General features: G+C 42.2%; 11 protein-coding genes and 1 tRNA gene. 6 read left to right on the forward strand and 6 right to left on the reverse strand.

The genetic code is table 11. The features are described from left to right. Nucleotides 1–14 precede the first annotated feature (14 nt). From ACHFIY_RS16160 to ACHFIY_RS16175, 4 genes are read left to right on the forward strand one after another with little or no spacing between them, the layout of a single operon-like run. Nucleotides 15–404 carry a DoxX family protein gene (locus ACHFIY_RS16160; RefSeq protein ID WP_410847153.1) on the forward strand — a complete coding sequence of 130 codons (390 nt, stop codon included), beginning with the start codon at nt 15–17 and terminating at the stop codon, nt 402–404. Between the two features lie 11 nt (nt 405–415). Then, nucleotides 416–880, forward strand: a complete 465-nt coding sequence (locus ACHFIY_RS16165; RefSeq protein ID WP_410847154.1) for a hypothetical protein — start codon at nt 416–418, stop codon at nt 878–880. Continuing rightward, on the forward strand, nt 868–1593 hold the full coding sequence (locus ACHFIY_RS16170) for an NRDE family protein (protein ID WP_410847155.1): 726 nt from the start codon (nt 868–870) through the stop codon (nt 1591–1593). Before ACHFIY_RS16165 ends, ACHFIY_RS16170 begins: the two co-directional genes overlap by 13 nt. 43 nt (nt 1594–1636) lie before the next feature. Beyond that, the gene (locus tag ACHFIY_RS16175) at nt 1637–2704 is read left to right on the forward strand and encodes an ATP-grasp domain-containing protein (protein WP_410847156.1); all 1068 of its coding nucleotides are present in this window, start codon (nt 1637–1639) and stop codon (nt 2702–2704) included. A gap of 141 nt (nt 2705–2845) precedes the next feature. On the opposite strand, the gene ACHFIY_RS16180 is transcribed toward ACHFIY_RS16175, so the two are convergent. The 5 genes from ACHFIY_RS16180 to ACHFIY_RS16200 form a co-directional block, all read right to left on the reverse strand. Further along, nucleotides 2846–3640, reverse strand: coding sequence for a S1/P1 nuclease (locus ACHFIY_RS16180; RefSeq protein ID WP_410847157.1), 795 nt, complete (start codon nt 3638–3640; stop codon nt 2846–2848). A 236-nt stretch (nt 3641–3876) separates the two neighbouring features. After that, a tRNA-Cys gene (locus ACHFIY_RS16185) sits at nt 3877–3948 on the reverse strand. Between the two features lie 26 nt (nt 3949–3974). Further along, complete coding sequence (locus ACHFIY_RS16190; RefSeq protein ID WP_410847158.1) at nt 3975–4604, reverse strand: redoxin domain-containing protein; 630 nt, start codon at nt 4602–4604, stop codon at nt 3975–3977. Between the two features lie 422 nt (nt 4605–5026). Continuing rightward, on the reverse strand, nt 5027–7378 hold the full coding sequence (locus ACHFIY_RS16195; RefSeq protein WP_410847159.1) for a T9SS type A sorting domain-containing protein: 2352 nt from the start codon (nt 7376–7378) through the stop codon (nt 5027–5029). A 97-nt stretch (nt 7379–7475) separates the two neighbouring features. Beyond that, entirely contained in the window at nt 7476–12257 is a 4782-nt protein-coding gene (locus ACHFIY_RS16200) for a beta strand repeat-containing protein (RefSeq protein WP_410847160.1), read from the reverse strand. Nucleotides 12258–13578: 1321 nt separating this feature from the next. Between ACHFIY_RS16200 and ACHFIY_RS16205 the strand changes: the two genes are divergently transcribed. Then, nucleotides 13579–14448, forward strand: coding sequence for a carbon-nitrogen hydrolase (locus tag ACHFIY_RS16205; protein WP_410847161.1), 870 nt, complete (start codon nt 13579–13581; stop codon nt 14446–14448). Between the two features lie 227 nt (nt 14449–14675). Then, complete coding sequence (locus tag ACHFIY_RS16210) at nt 14676–15725, forward strand: agmatine deiminase family protein (RefSeq protein WP_410847162.1); 1050 nt, start codon at nt 14676–14678, stop codon at nt 15723–15725. 148 nt (nt 15726–15873) lie between these two features. Here ACHFIY_RS16210 and ACHFIY_RS16215 read toward each other — a convergent pair whose 3' ends face one another. Continuing rightward, nucleotides 15874–16371, reverse strand: a complete 498-nt coding sequence (locus tag ACHFIY_RS16215; protein WP_410847163.1) for an FUSC family protein — start codon at nt 16369–16371, stop codon at nt 15874–15876. Nucleotides 16372–16498 lie beyond the last annotated feature (127 nt).

The following is a 16498-nucleotide window of genomic DNA, read 5'->3' on the forward strand; positions in this document are numbered from 1 at the left end:
ACAATACACACAAAATGAAAACACAAACAACCCTGCTTTGGATTAGCCGCATAGTTGCTGCTATAATTATGTTGCAAACACTATTTTTCAAGTTTACCGCCGCGCCAGAATCGGTTTATATTTTCACAAAAGTAGGCATAGAACCTTGGGGCCGCATTGGTTCTGGCATTGCAGAGTTACTTGCATCGCTTTTGATTATTTTCCCTAAAACATCCATATACGGTGCTATACTAGCAGTTGGCGTAATGGCAGGGGCAATTGCCTCTCATTTGTTCATACTCGGCATAGAAGTAATGGGCGACCATGGTCAACTGTTTATTTATGCGCTGCTTGTAACCATATCCTCCCTATACATTATATGGGTGAGCAAAAACCAATTGCTTCTATTATTAAACCGCAAATAATTGAAAATAATATGAGAAACGAAATACTGCAACAATTGATTGATTTTTTATACATGGTTGAAGACGGGCATTATACCCAGCAATCTACTATTTTGTCGGGTGCAACTATTGGCCAGCATGTAAGGCACTCCATAGAAATGTACCAATGCGTGCTTGGCGGCTACAAAACTGGGCAGGTTGATTATGCCAAACGCAAAAGGGATATAGTAATAGAAAGCTCTTTAGCTTATGCCATTGAATGCCTAGAAGCAGTTGCAAATAATCTAGCACAAAAAGACAAGGCAATTTTGCTTTTCAATGAAGGGCAACAGTTTGCAACAAGCTTTCAGCGTGAGGTGTTTTATTGCGATGAGCATACAATCCACCACATGGCTTTGATAAGGATAGGCATCAATGAAATTGGTGGCTACGAGCTAAGCAGCTCCTTTGGCGTGGCTCCTTCAACACTTAAATACCGCCAATCATGTGCACAGTAAGTTATATACCAGGGGGCAAGCAAGTAATTATTACCAGCAACAGGGACGAGAAAACAGTAAGGCCACCCGCAATACCCCCACAAAAATTTGAAACTGCATTTGGCAGCATCGTTTACCCCATTGATGCAAAAGCAGGAGGCACATGGTTTGTTGTGAATGAAAAGGGCGACACTGGCGTATTGCTAAACGGTGCTTTTGAAAAGCATATACCCAAGCCAAGCTACCGGGCAAGCCGGGGCAGTATTTTGCCCAAATTATTCAACAGTGGAAACATACTTGAAGCATTGCATGGTTTTGATTTTACGGGGATAGAGAACTGCACTTTGGTACTTTTTATAGAAGGGAAGCTATATGAATGTGTTTGGGATGGAAGGGATGCAAGGATAAATAGGCTAAAAGAAAACCAAGCGTATATATGGTCATCCGTTACCCTATACGATGAAGTAATGATTGCAGCAAGAAAAGCATGGTTTCAAAAGTTCCTGAATGCAAACCCCTACCCTACACAAGCAGCAGTCATAGATTTTCACACGCATACCGGCAAGGGCAACAGCCAATATGGCTTGCAAATGAACCGGGGCAACCAAATGCTTACCGTGAGCATTACTTCCGTGGCTATTTCAGAAAATGAAGCCCAATTGCTATATAACGATTGCATGCAAAAGAAACAGGTGAAGCAAATACTGGCTAGGGAAATACATGAGAATGTCTAGTTTATTAGTTATTTACCATTTACCCTTTTAGCAAACTTACTTTATGAAACAAAAAATACAATCACTTATCCGCCAGCCGTTTTTTATCCGTTTGATGCATTGGGAGTACTGGCCTTTTGGCGTGGTTTATACCCCCATTTATTTGGTGTTTATGTGGCTGGGCATCAAAGCACGTTCTTTTTTCTTTTTTGCTGCATCAAACCCTACTATTAAAAATGGGGGCTTTTTAATGGAGACCAAAATATCTATAGACCCACTTATCCCACCTCCTTATAAGCCTTTAACCTTATATTTTGATATTGGCACTTGCCATACTATTATCTTGCAAAAGCTAAAGGCATACGGGCTAGACTTCCCGTTGATTGTAAAGCCTGACATGGGCGCTAGGGGCAGGGGCGTGAAAAAGGTAAACGATGAAGCCGAGCTTCAAGCAGTATTGCCTTTATATACAGTGCCGTTTATTGTGCAGCCATTTATACCTTTCCCTAAAGAAATTGGGCTGTTTTATGTACGGATGCCGAACGAAGCAAAGGGAAAAATAACTGGCATTGTACGCAAAGAATTTCTTCAAGTAACAGGGGACGGCAGCAGCACTATTTTACAATTGTTGCAACAAAACGAGCGTTACGTACTTCAAATACCCATCTTGAAAAAGATATTGAAAGACCAATTGCCTACCGTTCTGCCTGCTGGGCAAACAGAAATACTGCTGCCTTATGGCAACCATGCAAGGGGCTGCATGTTTATTGACGATAGTCATTTGGTTAATGAACGCTTAGAAGAAGTGATAGATGATGTTTGCAGGCAGATAAATGGGTTTTATTTTGGCCGGTTAGACATCCGCTTTAATACTTGGGAGGAATTGGCAGAAGGCAAAAATTTCAGCATTATAGAACTAAACGGTGCTGGCAGCGAGCCAACGCATATTTACGACCCCAAGCATTCTATTTTCTTTGCTTGGAAAGAGATAGTGCGGCACTTGTATTTGTTGTATAAAGTTTCTATTATCAACCGCGGGAAAGGGCATTCGTACCTAAGCTTGAAGGAAGGGCTGCAAATGTTTAGCGACAATGCGGCTTATGACGTGAAATTGAATGCTTTGGTGGTATAAGACTACAAGTAATTTGCCACGGATACGCAAATAGCCACCAATAAAAAAATTAGTGCATATTCGTGCATTCGTGGCAAAAAAGAAAAGTGTTACGTTGCTTACACTTTTGCTCTCAGTACCTTTCAGTAGGCAACTAAACACTTACCCAAAAATCTCGTTCAGCAAGCCTGCCAAACGCACGCCGCCTTTCAGGAGTTGCGTGTTAACGGTCTGAATATGGTCGAAATTATAGCGGTAGCTCAATTTCATGTCTGGCTTTATCTCGGCATATATTTTTTGGGCTTCGCTGTACGATTGGTATATCCAATACTTTAGCGGCTCGTGCTGCCATTCACTTACTTCCTTTGCCGTTGTGTGGTTAATGGATTTTGCATATTCGGTATAGCTCAATTGCTGGTAATCGATAATCTTTTCGTCCCAAACACCGTGTAAATTAGTAGGCTGGCCAAACCAAGACAATTTTATTTTATTGCCTCCTTGGTCTTCCTCGCGGCTCACATGCATGGGCTGGTGAATATCGCCTACTATATGTATCACCAAACGCAGGTACATCAATTGTTTTTCTTTGGGCAGGCTTTTGTCTTTCAATTGCTTGATTAAGAAATTAAGTTTGGTATAAGCATCCACTGTATTATCTGATTCTAAATATTTTTTAAATTCGGCTTCCGTCAAGCTGTCTTTCACATTCAAATAATGCCAAGGGTTAAGGTATTTGTAACTGGTGTCAGACTTGATAAAATCGGGCCAGTTGCTGGCTATGGCCATCGATTCTGTGCCTAATATTTTCTGCACGGCTAGTTTTGCTTTGGGTGAAAGGTAGCTTTCTGCTATTTCGCCCACAATCCTATGCCCCTCCATTCCCCATGCCATTGCGGCAACTGGCAGATACACTAACAATCCCAACGCCAAAGCCTGTTTTAATTTTTTCAATATCATATTTACATTTTTATTGTCTTGCAATGTAGTAAAACGAGTAAAGCAAAAGAAATAAAAAGGGTAAATGGGATGGATATTGAATATTTTTCGCCACAAAGGCACGAAGGCTCAAAGTGGCACGAAGGAAATAAAGAAGAAGAAAAGAAAAAAGAACATGATTTGTATTATCCAAAACCATTTAACCATCTTTTCTTTGTACTGCTTTGTGTATTTGTGCCTTCGTGGCAAAAAAAAAGACGCTGCGGGTGGAATCGAACCACCGTAAAAGGTTTTGCAGACCTTAACCTAAACCACTCGGCCACGCAGCTATTTTTAGCATCGCAACTACAAGTAATCAGGAAACCAGTTTTTTCCTCCAACGGCTTAAATAGCTATAAGATGTGCTTAACGTGCTTACTGCATCCAACAAACCCGTTAAGATAATGTCTGGGAATTCATTTCCAATAAAGGCATTGAACTGATAGTCTATATGATGGAAAACAATTTCACGATCTGGGGCTATCACATAAACAGCTGGCAATGCTGCATTGGCATCTTCTATACCAGATAGCCAATTGCCCAATGGGTTAGCCTCGTCAAACAAGCCAAATAACTCGGCTACTTCATTGTCTCTGTCTTCATAAACAGTAAGGTTGTTTAGCTGGCTTACTTGCTTGCGGAAGCTACGGGATGTGTTGCTGGTAAGCACTACTAGGTTGCCCCCATTTTCCTGTACCTCAAGTTGCAAGCTGGCCAAGGCATTTAGCGATGCAATATTGCCAGCAGCAGGAAAAAAAAACAATACTAAGGGCTGCTGCAAGTCTAAATAATGCTGCATAGAAATAAATGGTTCCTGGCTAAGGTGCGATACAGGCGCAAAATCGCCTTTAATCAATGGGTAATAGCCATAATTATAAATACGGGTAGAAACAGTTTGTGTGCCAATAAACGCAGGTTTAGTAACCGCCAAAGATGGAGTTTGCATGGTAATAATCATTTAGTAATTTAAAAATAATAGTGGGTCATTGATGGGTTGCAGAAACCCATATTAGTATTTCAACAACAACAATAGCGGTTACAAGTAAAGTGCGACATGATAGTAAGTGTATTCATTTTTTTAATTGACAAAGCAAAAATAGGAAGTTTTAATTAGTCCACAAAGTTAATAGGATTTATTTTTAAAAAAAATTTTTTTCATAAAAAAGTGATGGGCAAAATTTCCTCCCATCACTTTTTTGTTACTACTCAGGTACAAATTTGGTTAATCTGCCACGAAGGCACGAAGACACAAAAAGGCATAAAATTTTAAATAAAGAACGAAAAAAGGTTAAAAGTTATCTTATTTGATAACTTTTAACCTTTTTTCTTTGTGCGTCTTCGTGTTTTTGTGCCTTTGTGGCAAAACATTTACTGCACTATCACTTTTAAGTTCCTTACAAACTCTTGCGAAGCTGCATGTATGATATATACCCCACTAGACAAGTTGGTTAAATAGGTAGAGACCACTTGACTGGCAGGTATCCTTTGCTGGTTCACCAGCATTATTTGCCCAAGGTTATTGTAAACAGCTATGCTAATTGGCGCATTAGCCCTGCCGCCTGTTACATTTACCAAATTGCCTATTTTACTAATTTTTAGATTGGTAATGCTTGCAAAAACAGAAACTACTTTTGAATATTGGTAGCTGCCATCTTTGTCTATCATTTTCAAGCGGTAATAGTTTACACCGTCTTGTGGGGCATTGTCAAACATTTGGTATGCAGATGGTGTGCCTTTTGCAGCAACTGTAGCTACCAAACCCCAGCTTTGCGCATCGCTGCTCTTTTCTACTCCAAAAGAACTTGCATTCAATTCAATAGCCGTTTTCCAGTCCAGCTCTACCCTGCTGCCAACTAATTTGCCAGTAAAATCAGCCAGTTTTACCGGAAGATTACTTCCTGTTATGTAAAATGTATTTTCTATTGGCGTGGCTGTTTGTATCAATTGGCCAGGATATGGCACCGCTTTGCCAGCAGTGTATGGTGCAAGCACACCATCCCTGCCCCACTGCCAAGCCACTACGGTTACTTTCATTGGGAACTTAGTACTTGGTGGTATAGCCGTAAATACTAGGTTGCTGCCTACCAACTGTGCAGGGCCTTCTTTTACAAAGTACTGAACGGGCAATCCTAAATTGGAAGTAGCGCTCAAAGGTATGGAGGTAGTAGTAGAAGGCACATTGGCCAATTGGTCGAACTTTATGGTTTGCACAAGGCCAGTAGTATTCTGCACAGAAATACCTATTTCTGCCTGCAATACAGATGCTTTAAAAGTTGCATCGCCGGGATGCGTCAAGCTAAAGATAGCCGTACCATTGTAGTTGGTTACTAATGGGTTAAGCCCCCTTTCCAATGTCATCCTGAATGTATAAATGCCCGTGGTGGTATCCTTGCGTATCATAGACATGGGGCCTATTTCCCTGATAATCTCACATTTTTTGTTATCGGCAGGGTGTGCAACAGGTGCGCCCACTTTGCCATTTGTCCAATTTCCGGTTACAGTATCGGTGGTAGCCATCCAGCCAGCACACCTGCCACTCATGGCTGGGATAGTATCGGCAAAAGAAGCAGACAATTCAAAATCTAGGCTATCATTTAATGGTATAAAATTCAAATGGCATTGCACGTGGTTATTGTTCTGCGGCACTTGTGGGCCCACTACACCGCCAACGGTGCTTTGGTTGTACATTACCAAAGTGGGTGCCTTGCGGAAATACAGGTTTTCAAAATCTTCTATTTTAGTGGCCATCTCTTCGTCAAGACACCAAAAATTTTCTTCTCCTTTTGTGCCTACCAATGCTTTTTTGCCCGTGTAAGAAGCTACTGGGGCACGGGGATAGCGGGGCCGCATATTCTTGCGCCACCTGTCCACTAGCCATCCTGTAACAGTAGGGTCAATTGGTTTTAAGGTAGCCAATGATGTATCGGTTGCATTTGCCACCAACCTTGCAGCAGCAATTTTTTTGATGTAGTAAGCAATAAAATTGGTTTTGCGCTGCGAAGTAGCAAAATGGAACTCGCCTGAGCAAGGCAAATGTGTGATGGGTGTTAATGGGTGTGCAGACCGCCTATTGAATACGGTGGTAGAAGTGCTGGTCATATCGCCTGCACCTTCATATTCACCGTTGCTTATCAATTGGGGAATATAGTCGCTGGTAGTACCGCATTGGTAGTTGGTGGCAAACAGGTTACTGTAATCGTAAGGGAATATGCCACTCATCGATACGCCACACAAAGTCCTTTCGGGCGTTCCTGCTGTAAAAGCAAAAGGAAAATTGGCACTTGCAGAGTGTCCCATCGGCACACAAGGCACATTTTTCAATTCGCCATAACCAGAAAGGGATGCCAAATCGGCCATCATTTGCAAGAATGTTTCCCTTGCCCCTTCCTGCACATTGTACAAAAATTCAAAAGCAGGCGAAATCCAGATAATTCCAAAATTGATAGAAGCCATCGAATCCCTGAACTGTTGGTTTTCTACCACAGAAAATTCCTCCATGTTGTTTTGTGGCAACACCATGCCTCGGAGCTTGGAGCAATTGGGCGGTATCCACATATAAGCCCTTGGTTGGCCACTGCCCGTGCAGCCTTTTATTTGCAACGAATATTGCCACACTTGCCCTACTGCTGTTACTTGCGCAGATAAACTGCTTGTAGCCAACATACCCAAAACCATTAAGCTACTTATTAAAAAGCATTTTAAAAAAATATACTTTGTCATGATTGTATAAATTAATGAGTTATATAATAGTTAATAGTGGTAAGTCGTAAGTCTTTTGAGCATTCGAGTTTTTATTTATTTATGACTTACTACTTGCTTAATGGCAAATAAAGGGCGCACCTGCATTTTTAAGCGTGAAATAATACGGTGCAACAAAAGCAGAGGTAAAATAGCCTGTTTGTATATAGCTTGTTTGCTGCTGTGGCATTTGCCAAGTAGTGCCAAAACTGCCTGCGGTAGGCGAATTGCCTGTATTGATACCTGATAAACTTGCCCATTTGCCTGACTGTGTCCTAAAAGCAAATAAATCGGTAGTACCAATGGCTATGGTTGGGCCATTGTCTGTTTCATAGCTTGCCGTTACATTTTGCACGGCAGGGAATGTAGGCGAATAAGCCGAGTTGGCATCTTCTGAACCACCAGTAAACCCAAAATAGAGGTAAGTGCCATAAGCATTGCTAGTACGGCTTGGGATTATTTTCCATGTCCTGTTCAAGGCATACTTCGGATCTACATCGGTAAAAGCGGTGGCAGGTGCAGGCGTGTTGCCTGTTGCAACGCCAACGCTATATACATCTGTTTGGCCATTCAAGAACGTATTTATTTGCAGTGGGTTGCCTTTTATAGCCGCATAATTGCCAGAAGCGGGCGGCACTGCGATATTGTACGTTTCTTTGGAACTACCACACAACCTGCTATAGGTTGCATTGATACCGCCCATTACTACCCATGCCAAACCGCCAACCGTGCTTGGGGCAATGCTAATAAATGGCGTGCCAGTATAAGTGCCAGTAGCCCCACTGAAAACAATGCTTGTTACCGTATTGCCAGTTAATACAGCCGTAGCGGTAGCACCTGTGCCGCCAGTAATACCACTAATGGTAACGGTAGGTGCTGTTGTATAATAACCGCCACTGCCAGCAGCGATTGTGATTGTAGCGTTGCTATTAATCTTGTCTATAGAAGTATTAACAACCGCATCACGGCTCAAACCAAAACTATTGGCTTTGGCAAGTGGCGCACCAGATGCATCCAACAAACCACCATCTTCTATATAGGTGTAAACCGATTGGGTAGATTGCACCTTGTTTACATTATAATCGCCAGCAACAATTATTTTGCCAGCAGCACCAATATTCAGTTTTACTTTTTGTGCTGATGAAGCTGCATTGCTGGAAGAACTCAAATAAATATTGCCCCCATTTAGGTGTAATGTGCCTTGAATATCATAAACAATATCACCTTGCTGTGCATTGAAAGAGCCTGTATTGGGTGAGAATAAGGTACTATGCAAACAGGCATTTGAATCAATAAATGAAACCGTTTTCCCTGCATTCACTATCAATGTCCTAGACCCGGTAGCGGTAACATCGCTTGGGTCAATCAATGAAAGCACTGTTTTCTTAGTGCTTGCAGATGATGCACGGAATTGAACGCTTTGGTCTAGTACAGCCACCAAATTATTGCTACCTGCCATAGGGTATAAATTGCCTATACCCGTAGAACCAGTACCTGTTAACGAGAAAGAAGTACAAGCTGGGGCTAACACGATACTGATACCATCGCCACCAGCAGTGGTTGCAGTACCAATAGTAGTACCGAATGTGCCATTGTTATTGAACACTGCATTTGCTTTGCCAACCGTAAATACTATTGGAGCAGCCGTATAGGCATTGGCAGACGACTTTAAGGTTGCGCCCGTTTCAATGGTCAAAGTGCCTATACCTGCTTGGCCACCGATGGTTACGGTATCACCTGCTTTAATAGTAGCGGTATTTGTTTCACTAGGAATAGTTACCGTAGATTCCCAGTTAGATGTTGTGGCGTTCAATACCTGCCAGGTAGCAGCATCGTCCCACAAACCAGATTTTACAGAGCGGTATTCATCGTTTGCTTTCGCAACAGTGCCATTTATATACACTGCCCCTGTACCCGGATTAGCAATAGTGAAATTGGAGAAAGAGGTAATGCCTGTAAACACTGCCGCTTTGGAAACACCCACGCCAGAACCTAGCAATACGTGCTGTGCATATTCCCATGAACCTGCATTGTGCAGTAAAGCCACATCTGACCCGCTATTGTCAAAGCCTGAATTTGCATCTGCTACGCCATCATAACCAAAGGTCATGTCTGTGGCAGAAGGGATACTTGGGGTAATGCTCCATGTCCTGCTTAGGGTTTTGGCAGTATCCAATGTACCGCCGATGGTTGTCAATGTTGGGGTATTGCCCGAAACGATACCTACATATAAATCAGTAGCAGATGTTGGGGTTAATGTTACAGGGTTATAGGTAGCTTTAGTACCGATAGGGAACAATGTTGCTGCCCCAGAAGCTACTGTTCTTTTTACAGTCCCTGCTCCTGTGATAGCTACATAGTTATTGGCCGCACTAGCTTGGGATACAGTAGCACTGGAACCTAATTTCAGGTTTTTATCGCTGATAAACAACTTGCCACTGGTTAAAGTAAGTGCACCATTTACAGTAGGTGAACTGCTTAATGTAACACCTGCTGCATTATTGATGGTTAAATTATTCACCGAACCTAAACCTGCATTGGCAGTTTGGGCTGCACTGCCATTGTATAAAACACTTGTACTGGCATTGATATTGGAATAATTAGACAAATCGCCACTGGTAATGGTAAGCAAACCTGTTACTGCCGGGCTAGCCGTAACACCTGCGGCATTATTAATCGTTAAATTGCCAGCAGCAGTCAGGTTGATGGTTTGTGCAGCAGTGCCGATGCAAATAACAGTGCCATTTGCCCAGTTGATAATGCCTGCGCCTGTTGCATTGCCTAAAAGGGTAAGCGTATTATTTGCGGCAGCAATTAAACTTGAGCCCGCCGACAACCCTACAAGCCCAGTTACTGTCAGGTCATTTGAAATCCTAACGGGAAAAGCAGTGGCCACGTTTAAATTTGCAACACTGGCAGGGTTAAAAAAGGCTGGCGGAACAGTGGTTGCGGCACCTCCTGCAAAAACCACTGATGAAGTAGCATTGCTGGCATCTATGCCATATAACAAGGTTGCAGTTTGTGTAATATTATTGGGCAATGTCAACGTAGCACCTGCACCAATAGCAAGCAAATTGCTAACGCCATTAGTGCCACCACTAAAAGCCCAGGAATTGGCAACTTTTAATGAACTGCCAAGCGTAAAATTGCCACGGTAATATTGCACTGCGTAAAACTGGTTGGCCGCCGTGTCAAAATAAATAGTGCCGCCCCCGTTTGCATTAGTAATGGTAGAGTTGAAATACAACCTGCCAAAACCAGGGTATGCAGTAGCTACTTTATTGGTACTAGCCATGGTGATAGAACCATAACCACCATTAGCGTTATTGCCAATGGCCAGTGAGTTTGGCTGCGAAGCATTGGTTGTGCCATCACTATTAATAATCATTTTACCAGAAGTATTGCCAGCACTAAAACTAAGGTTTCTTCTTACCCATAGTGTACGGCCAATACTTTTTGCAGCCCCTAATATTACGCTATTGCCTGCGGCTGTGTCTGCCAAAACCAAATCGCCATAAATATCCAAGTTATATTGCCCTACGGCTATGTATTTATTGTGCGTGCCTGCAATTGTAAGTGTAACAGTAGCCCCGGCACCACCGGGTATAGCCACTGTAATAGTACCTGCGCCAGCATCATAGCCAGTACCAGGGTCAAGTATAGTTACGTTATTATTGGCATTAATAGCCCCTGATGTAATTCCTAATTGTATAGTGGCGCCAATGCCCCCATTAACGGGTGGAGGCAACGTAAATGCAGCACTCGTAGCAGTTGCATAACCCGAGCCACCACCTGATGTACTACCGCTAATAATGCCAGAAGTTGCAGATCCGCCAATCATTGTCAATTTGCCAAACACATCATTGTAAATATTGCTTTGCCCAGCAAAGTTGCCAGGGTTGCTTGTGCCTACGATACCTGCATATATATTGCCCCCCACATTGGCATTGGCAAAACTAACGGCAAAATTACCTGTGCTGCCGCTCAATCCCCTTAGTATTAAATCGTTGCTGATGGTAACATTAGACAAGGTAGTGCGTTGCAAGCCATCCACATATAAGTTGCCCACGGTAATGCCATCGGATATATTCACCCCTGCAACGTTTACCATCCTCAGCCTCCCCCGCCCCCGATGGGTACCGCTGCCTTTGGCACCTGTAATATTGCCATTCACCATTATTTCATTGCCCCCATCATCCAATATACCGCCAGCAACATTGCTGCCGCTTGCAAGTGCCGTGCCCAACTCAATTGCCTGCACCGTGATGGCACCACCGCTATTGGTAGGCTTTGCAATGGACAAAGTAATGCCCCCTGTTAGTTTTATGCCACCAATACTAATGCTTGTAAAAGTAAAAGGGGCAACTGCCAACCCCGGCTCAAACCCAGAAAAAGTAATGATATTGCTAGAGGTATTTATATTGCCTACAAAAGTACCCGGCAACAATGCACCACCCGATACATATTGCCCCACCGCTATGCCAGCAACACTGGCAAACGAAACAGCCGTCATTGTTTGGGTATTTACAGTACCAACAGTAGTAATGGCCGTGGGGGTTAGTGTAAATGTGTTCAGTGTTGGGGTTACGGTAACATTGCCCTTACTGCCACCGCCAATATTGCCCCCATCGAAAATAAGGGTATCGCTATTGGTGAGCATAAGTGCCGATGTGATGGCCGAACCACCATAAGTAGCCGACCAAGGCGCAGTACCAGCAGTATAAGACTGTGCTAAACTACCCGAACTACCACCCACCCAGTAATAAGTGGACTGAGCAGACAAACTACCCATGATAACCGTGCAAGCAAGCAGGCATCCTAAAGGCAGCAAGGATTTGATACGAAAGGAAAACTTTTTCATTGGAAACAATTAACATTTTAATTAATAATTAAAAACAATGGAAAGGGGCGTTATTTAAAAGAAATAAAGGATTGAAAAAGAGAGTATTGGAACACTTAAGAATCGGGAATGTGTAAATACAAATGCTGGAAATAAAGCCGCCTTTTTGCAGCCTTAATAAATAAGTGTAAAAATGATATTAAAAAAAATTGGGAAAGTAGTAGTGTATTCATAAAACAAGCGGCAAATCGTTAACAATATATTTTTAGGCAAAGAAGTTTAAGCAAGGCTTCGCTTAAACGATTAATCAAAAATAGAAAAAATAAATTTATACTGCCTAAAAAATTTATGTAAGAGGTAAAAAAGTGGATGGATTTAACTATATAACACAAAAAAATGCGGCTAGTTCTTGTTTTGAGGTGTTGGTGAGTATATATCAGTCATTGTAATTCAGGTTTTCCCGCACCATGGGGGCATTTTGGGGCACTCATGGGGGCATATTTCCCCCATATAGGATTGTCTTTTTGCACAGGCCCAAATTAATCCCAACTTTGTAGTATAGGACACCCTTGTTTTTGTTGGTACAATCCTTATTGGTTGCACTAGCCTTGGTTCTCTGCCCTGTGGGCTACTTTTAACTCGGATTTTGCAGTTGCCTTCGTTATGAAAGGCTCAAATGCAATAAAGACAAGTATTTGAGCCGAATTTTTGGTCGAAAACATAGTGTACTATGGCAAGGCCAAAAAATCAAGCAAATGCTTGTGTTTGAAGTAGTTGGGGCTTGCAATAGATTTCAACTGCAAAATCTGGGATTAATACAAAAAAAAACGTCATTATGAACTACATCTGTACTAAAAAAAAACGAAAAAGCACTCACTTTTCACTCACTTTTCACCCACAAATCACTCAAAAAACACTCAAAAATCACTCACTTTTCACTCACAAAACACTCATCTTTAAAAATACAAAAGCACTGTATTTCAATGAGTTATGATGCAAGAATACCTAAAAACTAAATTCAGGGTCTCAAAAGTCAGCCAAACAAAGCAGGCAACTCCCCTGAAAATCGTTCATAAATATTTTCACTATGTATTCAAATAAGGTTACATTATATGCTGGTTTGGCACTCACCAGCACCTCAAAAAAAGAATTAGCCTAACCTTTTGGGAAGTTTGTTTTTCCAAACAAAAAACGACATTGTTACGCCATAGGATGCAATTGGAAAAATGATGACACTCTCTTCACCTGCGGGAATATCATCCACCAAAAAGGATTAGCCACCAGAATTACCCCACTAACCCTTAATTTTGGCGGCTTTTATATCTTTAAATACATCAAGTAAATGGCTATAGTAAAAATTGGCACTGTGCAAATGAGTTGCAACGCCGATAAACCATCCAACATACAGAAATCAATTGCACAAATAAGGGAAGCCGCTGCCAAAGGTGCGCAGATTGTTTGTCTGCAAGAGCTATTTACCTCACTCTATTTCTGCGATGTGGAAGACCATGACAATTTCCTATTGGGCGAAGCTATACCAGGACCTACTACAGATGCGCTAACTACCGTAGCGGCAGAGTGCAATGTGGTCATTATTGCTTCTTTATTTGAAAAAAGGGCGAATGGCCTATACCACAATACCACAGCCGTAATAGATGCAGATGGTAAATACCTAGGCAAATACCGCAAAATGCACATCCCTGACGATCCCGGGTATTACGAGAAATTCTATTTCACACCGGGCGATTTGGGCTATAAAGTATTCAAAACCAAATACGCCACTATCGGTGTATTGATTTGTTGGGACCAATGGTATCCGGAAGCTGCCCGTATCACATCATTGATGGGTGCTGAAATCTTGTTCTACCCTACTGCCATCGGTTGGGCAACCCATCAAGACGAAGCAACCAACGTGGAACAATATAATGCCTGGCAAACCATACAACGCTCACATGCCATTGCCAATGGCGTGCCTGTGGTATCGGTAAACCGTGTTGGCTACGAGGCAGATATGAAATTCTGGGGCGGCTCTTTTATCTCCAACCCATTCGGCACTTTATTATATAAGGCTTCGCATGATGAGGAAGAAACCGTAGTTACGGAAATAGATACAGAGAAAACAGAACGCTACCGCACCCATTGGCCTTTCTTGAGGGATAGAAGGATAGACAGCTATGCCCCTATCACCAAAAGGTATATTGACGAGGATTAATACGCTTTCAAAATCCCCGTCATTTCGACGCAGGAGAAATCTAACCTAATGTAGTAATGACTATTTCCTATTAGTTTTCTCCTTCTTTATATGATGCGCTGATGTTCGATGAGATTTCTCCTGCGTCGAAATGACGGGGATGGGGCGAATTGCTGACTTCAGCAAACTTAGAAGGTTTTAATCTTACGCCTTATCACTTACCACTTATCACTTACGACTTTCCTACTATGAACAATATTATTACCCCAAAAGATTTAGGCTATTATTTCCCTGCTGAATGGCATAAACATACAGCCACATGGCTTAGCTGGCCACATAAAGAAGCAAGCTGGCCGGGCAAGATAGATACCATTTATGCCCCATACTCTCAATTTATAAAAGTGGTTAGCGAGGGCGAGCTGGTCTGCATTAATGTGGAAAATGAAGCCATGAAGGCTTTTTCTGCCCACCATTTAATGAATGCTGGGGTTAATATGGATCATATTAAGTTCTATTTCCACCCTACCAACGATGCTTGGTGCCGTGACCATGGCCCGGCTTTTTTGATTAACCCTAACAGGCCAGAGAAAAAAGCCATTGTAGATTGGGATTATAATGCCTGGGGCGATAAATACCCCCCTTATGAACTGGATGATGTAGTACCTACGTTAATCAGCAGGGCTTATGGTATACCTGTATTCCATCCAGGTATTGTAATGGAAGGCGGTTCTGTTGACTTTAATGGCAAGGGTACTATCCTTACTACAACTGCTTGTTTGCTCAATGAAAACAGGAACCCACATTTAGGTCAAGCAGAAATAGAGAAGTATCTATATGATTATTACGGTGCAGAACAAATACTTTGGCTAGGTGATGGTATTGTAGGAGATGATACCGATGGGCATATAGATGACATTACCCGTTTTGTAAATGAGGATACGGTTGTTACAGTGATAGAAGAAAATAAAGCAGACGACAACTACCATTTGCTACAAGAAAACTTGGAAGCATTGAAAAAGATGCGTCTATTAAATGGCAAGCAATTAAATATTATAGAACTGCCAATGCCCTCCCCAGTAGAATATGAAGACCAGCGCTTACCTGCCTCTTATGCCAATTTTTATATTGCGAATGATGTGGTAGCAGTACCTACCTATAGGGATAAAAACGATGACAAAGCATTATCGATACTTACAGCTTGCTTCCCAGACAGGAAAGTAGTTGGCATAGATAGTACAGATGTTATCTGGGGTTTGGGTAGCTGGCATTGTTTGAGCCAGCAGGAACCGGCAGTGTAGCTTTTTTGCCACAAAGGCTCAAAGACTCGAAGGAGCACAAAGCCTTAAAACTACGGGCAGGGCATCCACTTATTACATGGTCCTGAAAGGACAGAATATAATCCAAAGAAATATGATAGCGCTGGGTATAGGCCATCTTTTTAATAAGCTATGCTTCCTGATGGTTATCGCCCGAAGAAATATTGTTACTAATCTTGAAATGAAAAATAAAAGTAATCAATAAACCTAGCAAGCAACCTGCCAGCACTGCAATAATACGTTCTATGGCTGTGTCCCAAACATGCTTTCCTTCGCCATGAAGCATTATGATAATAGTAGCAGCTAATGCAGAACGGATGCCAGTATCTAATGTAAACAAATAACAGAACGCTACAGTAATCGTCAACGCAATGCTTAAAATCCACATATTGGTGGGCGAAACCAACAAGCAAAGCACCCCAACCCCAGCCCCAACAAGGTTCGCCTTGATGCGGGTAATGGCCAATGGCACAGAATCTTTGCCATCGGCAGACAGTACCAGCATCACAGAAATAAGGCACCAGCCAATATCGGTATAATGGATAAGCGAAGAAATAGTATAAACCGCTAGGCTGCCCGTGGCACATTTAGCAGCATAAATTAAAAGGCTTTTTATTCTTTCGCTCACTACGCAATAGGTTTTGGGGCAAAGATAAAAAATAAAGGGTGTTCAGGGCATTCCCTAACGGTGTATATTGTAGCTTACGAAAATTGTATCCCTTTTGCTTATTTGTTGTGAAAATCCATGATGCAGC

Source organism: Parasediminibacterium schistidii (assembly GCF_046546515.1).
In the GTDB taxonomy this organism is placed as follows: Bacteria; Bacteroidota; Bacteroidia; order Chitinophagales; family Chitinophagaceae; genus Parasediminibacterium.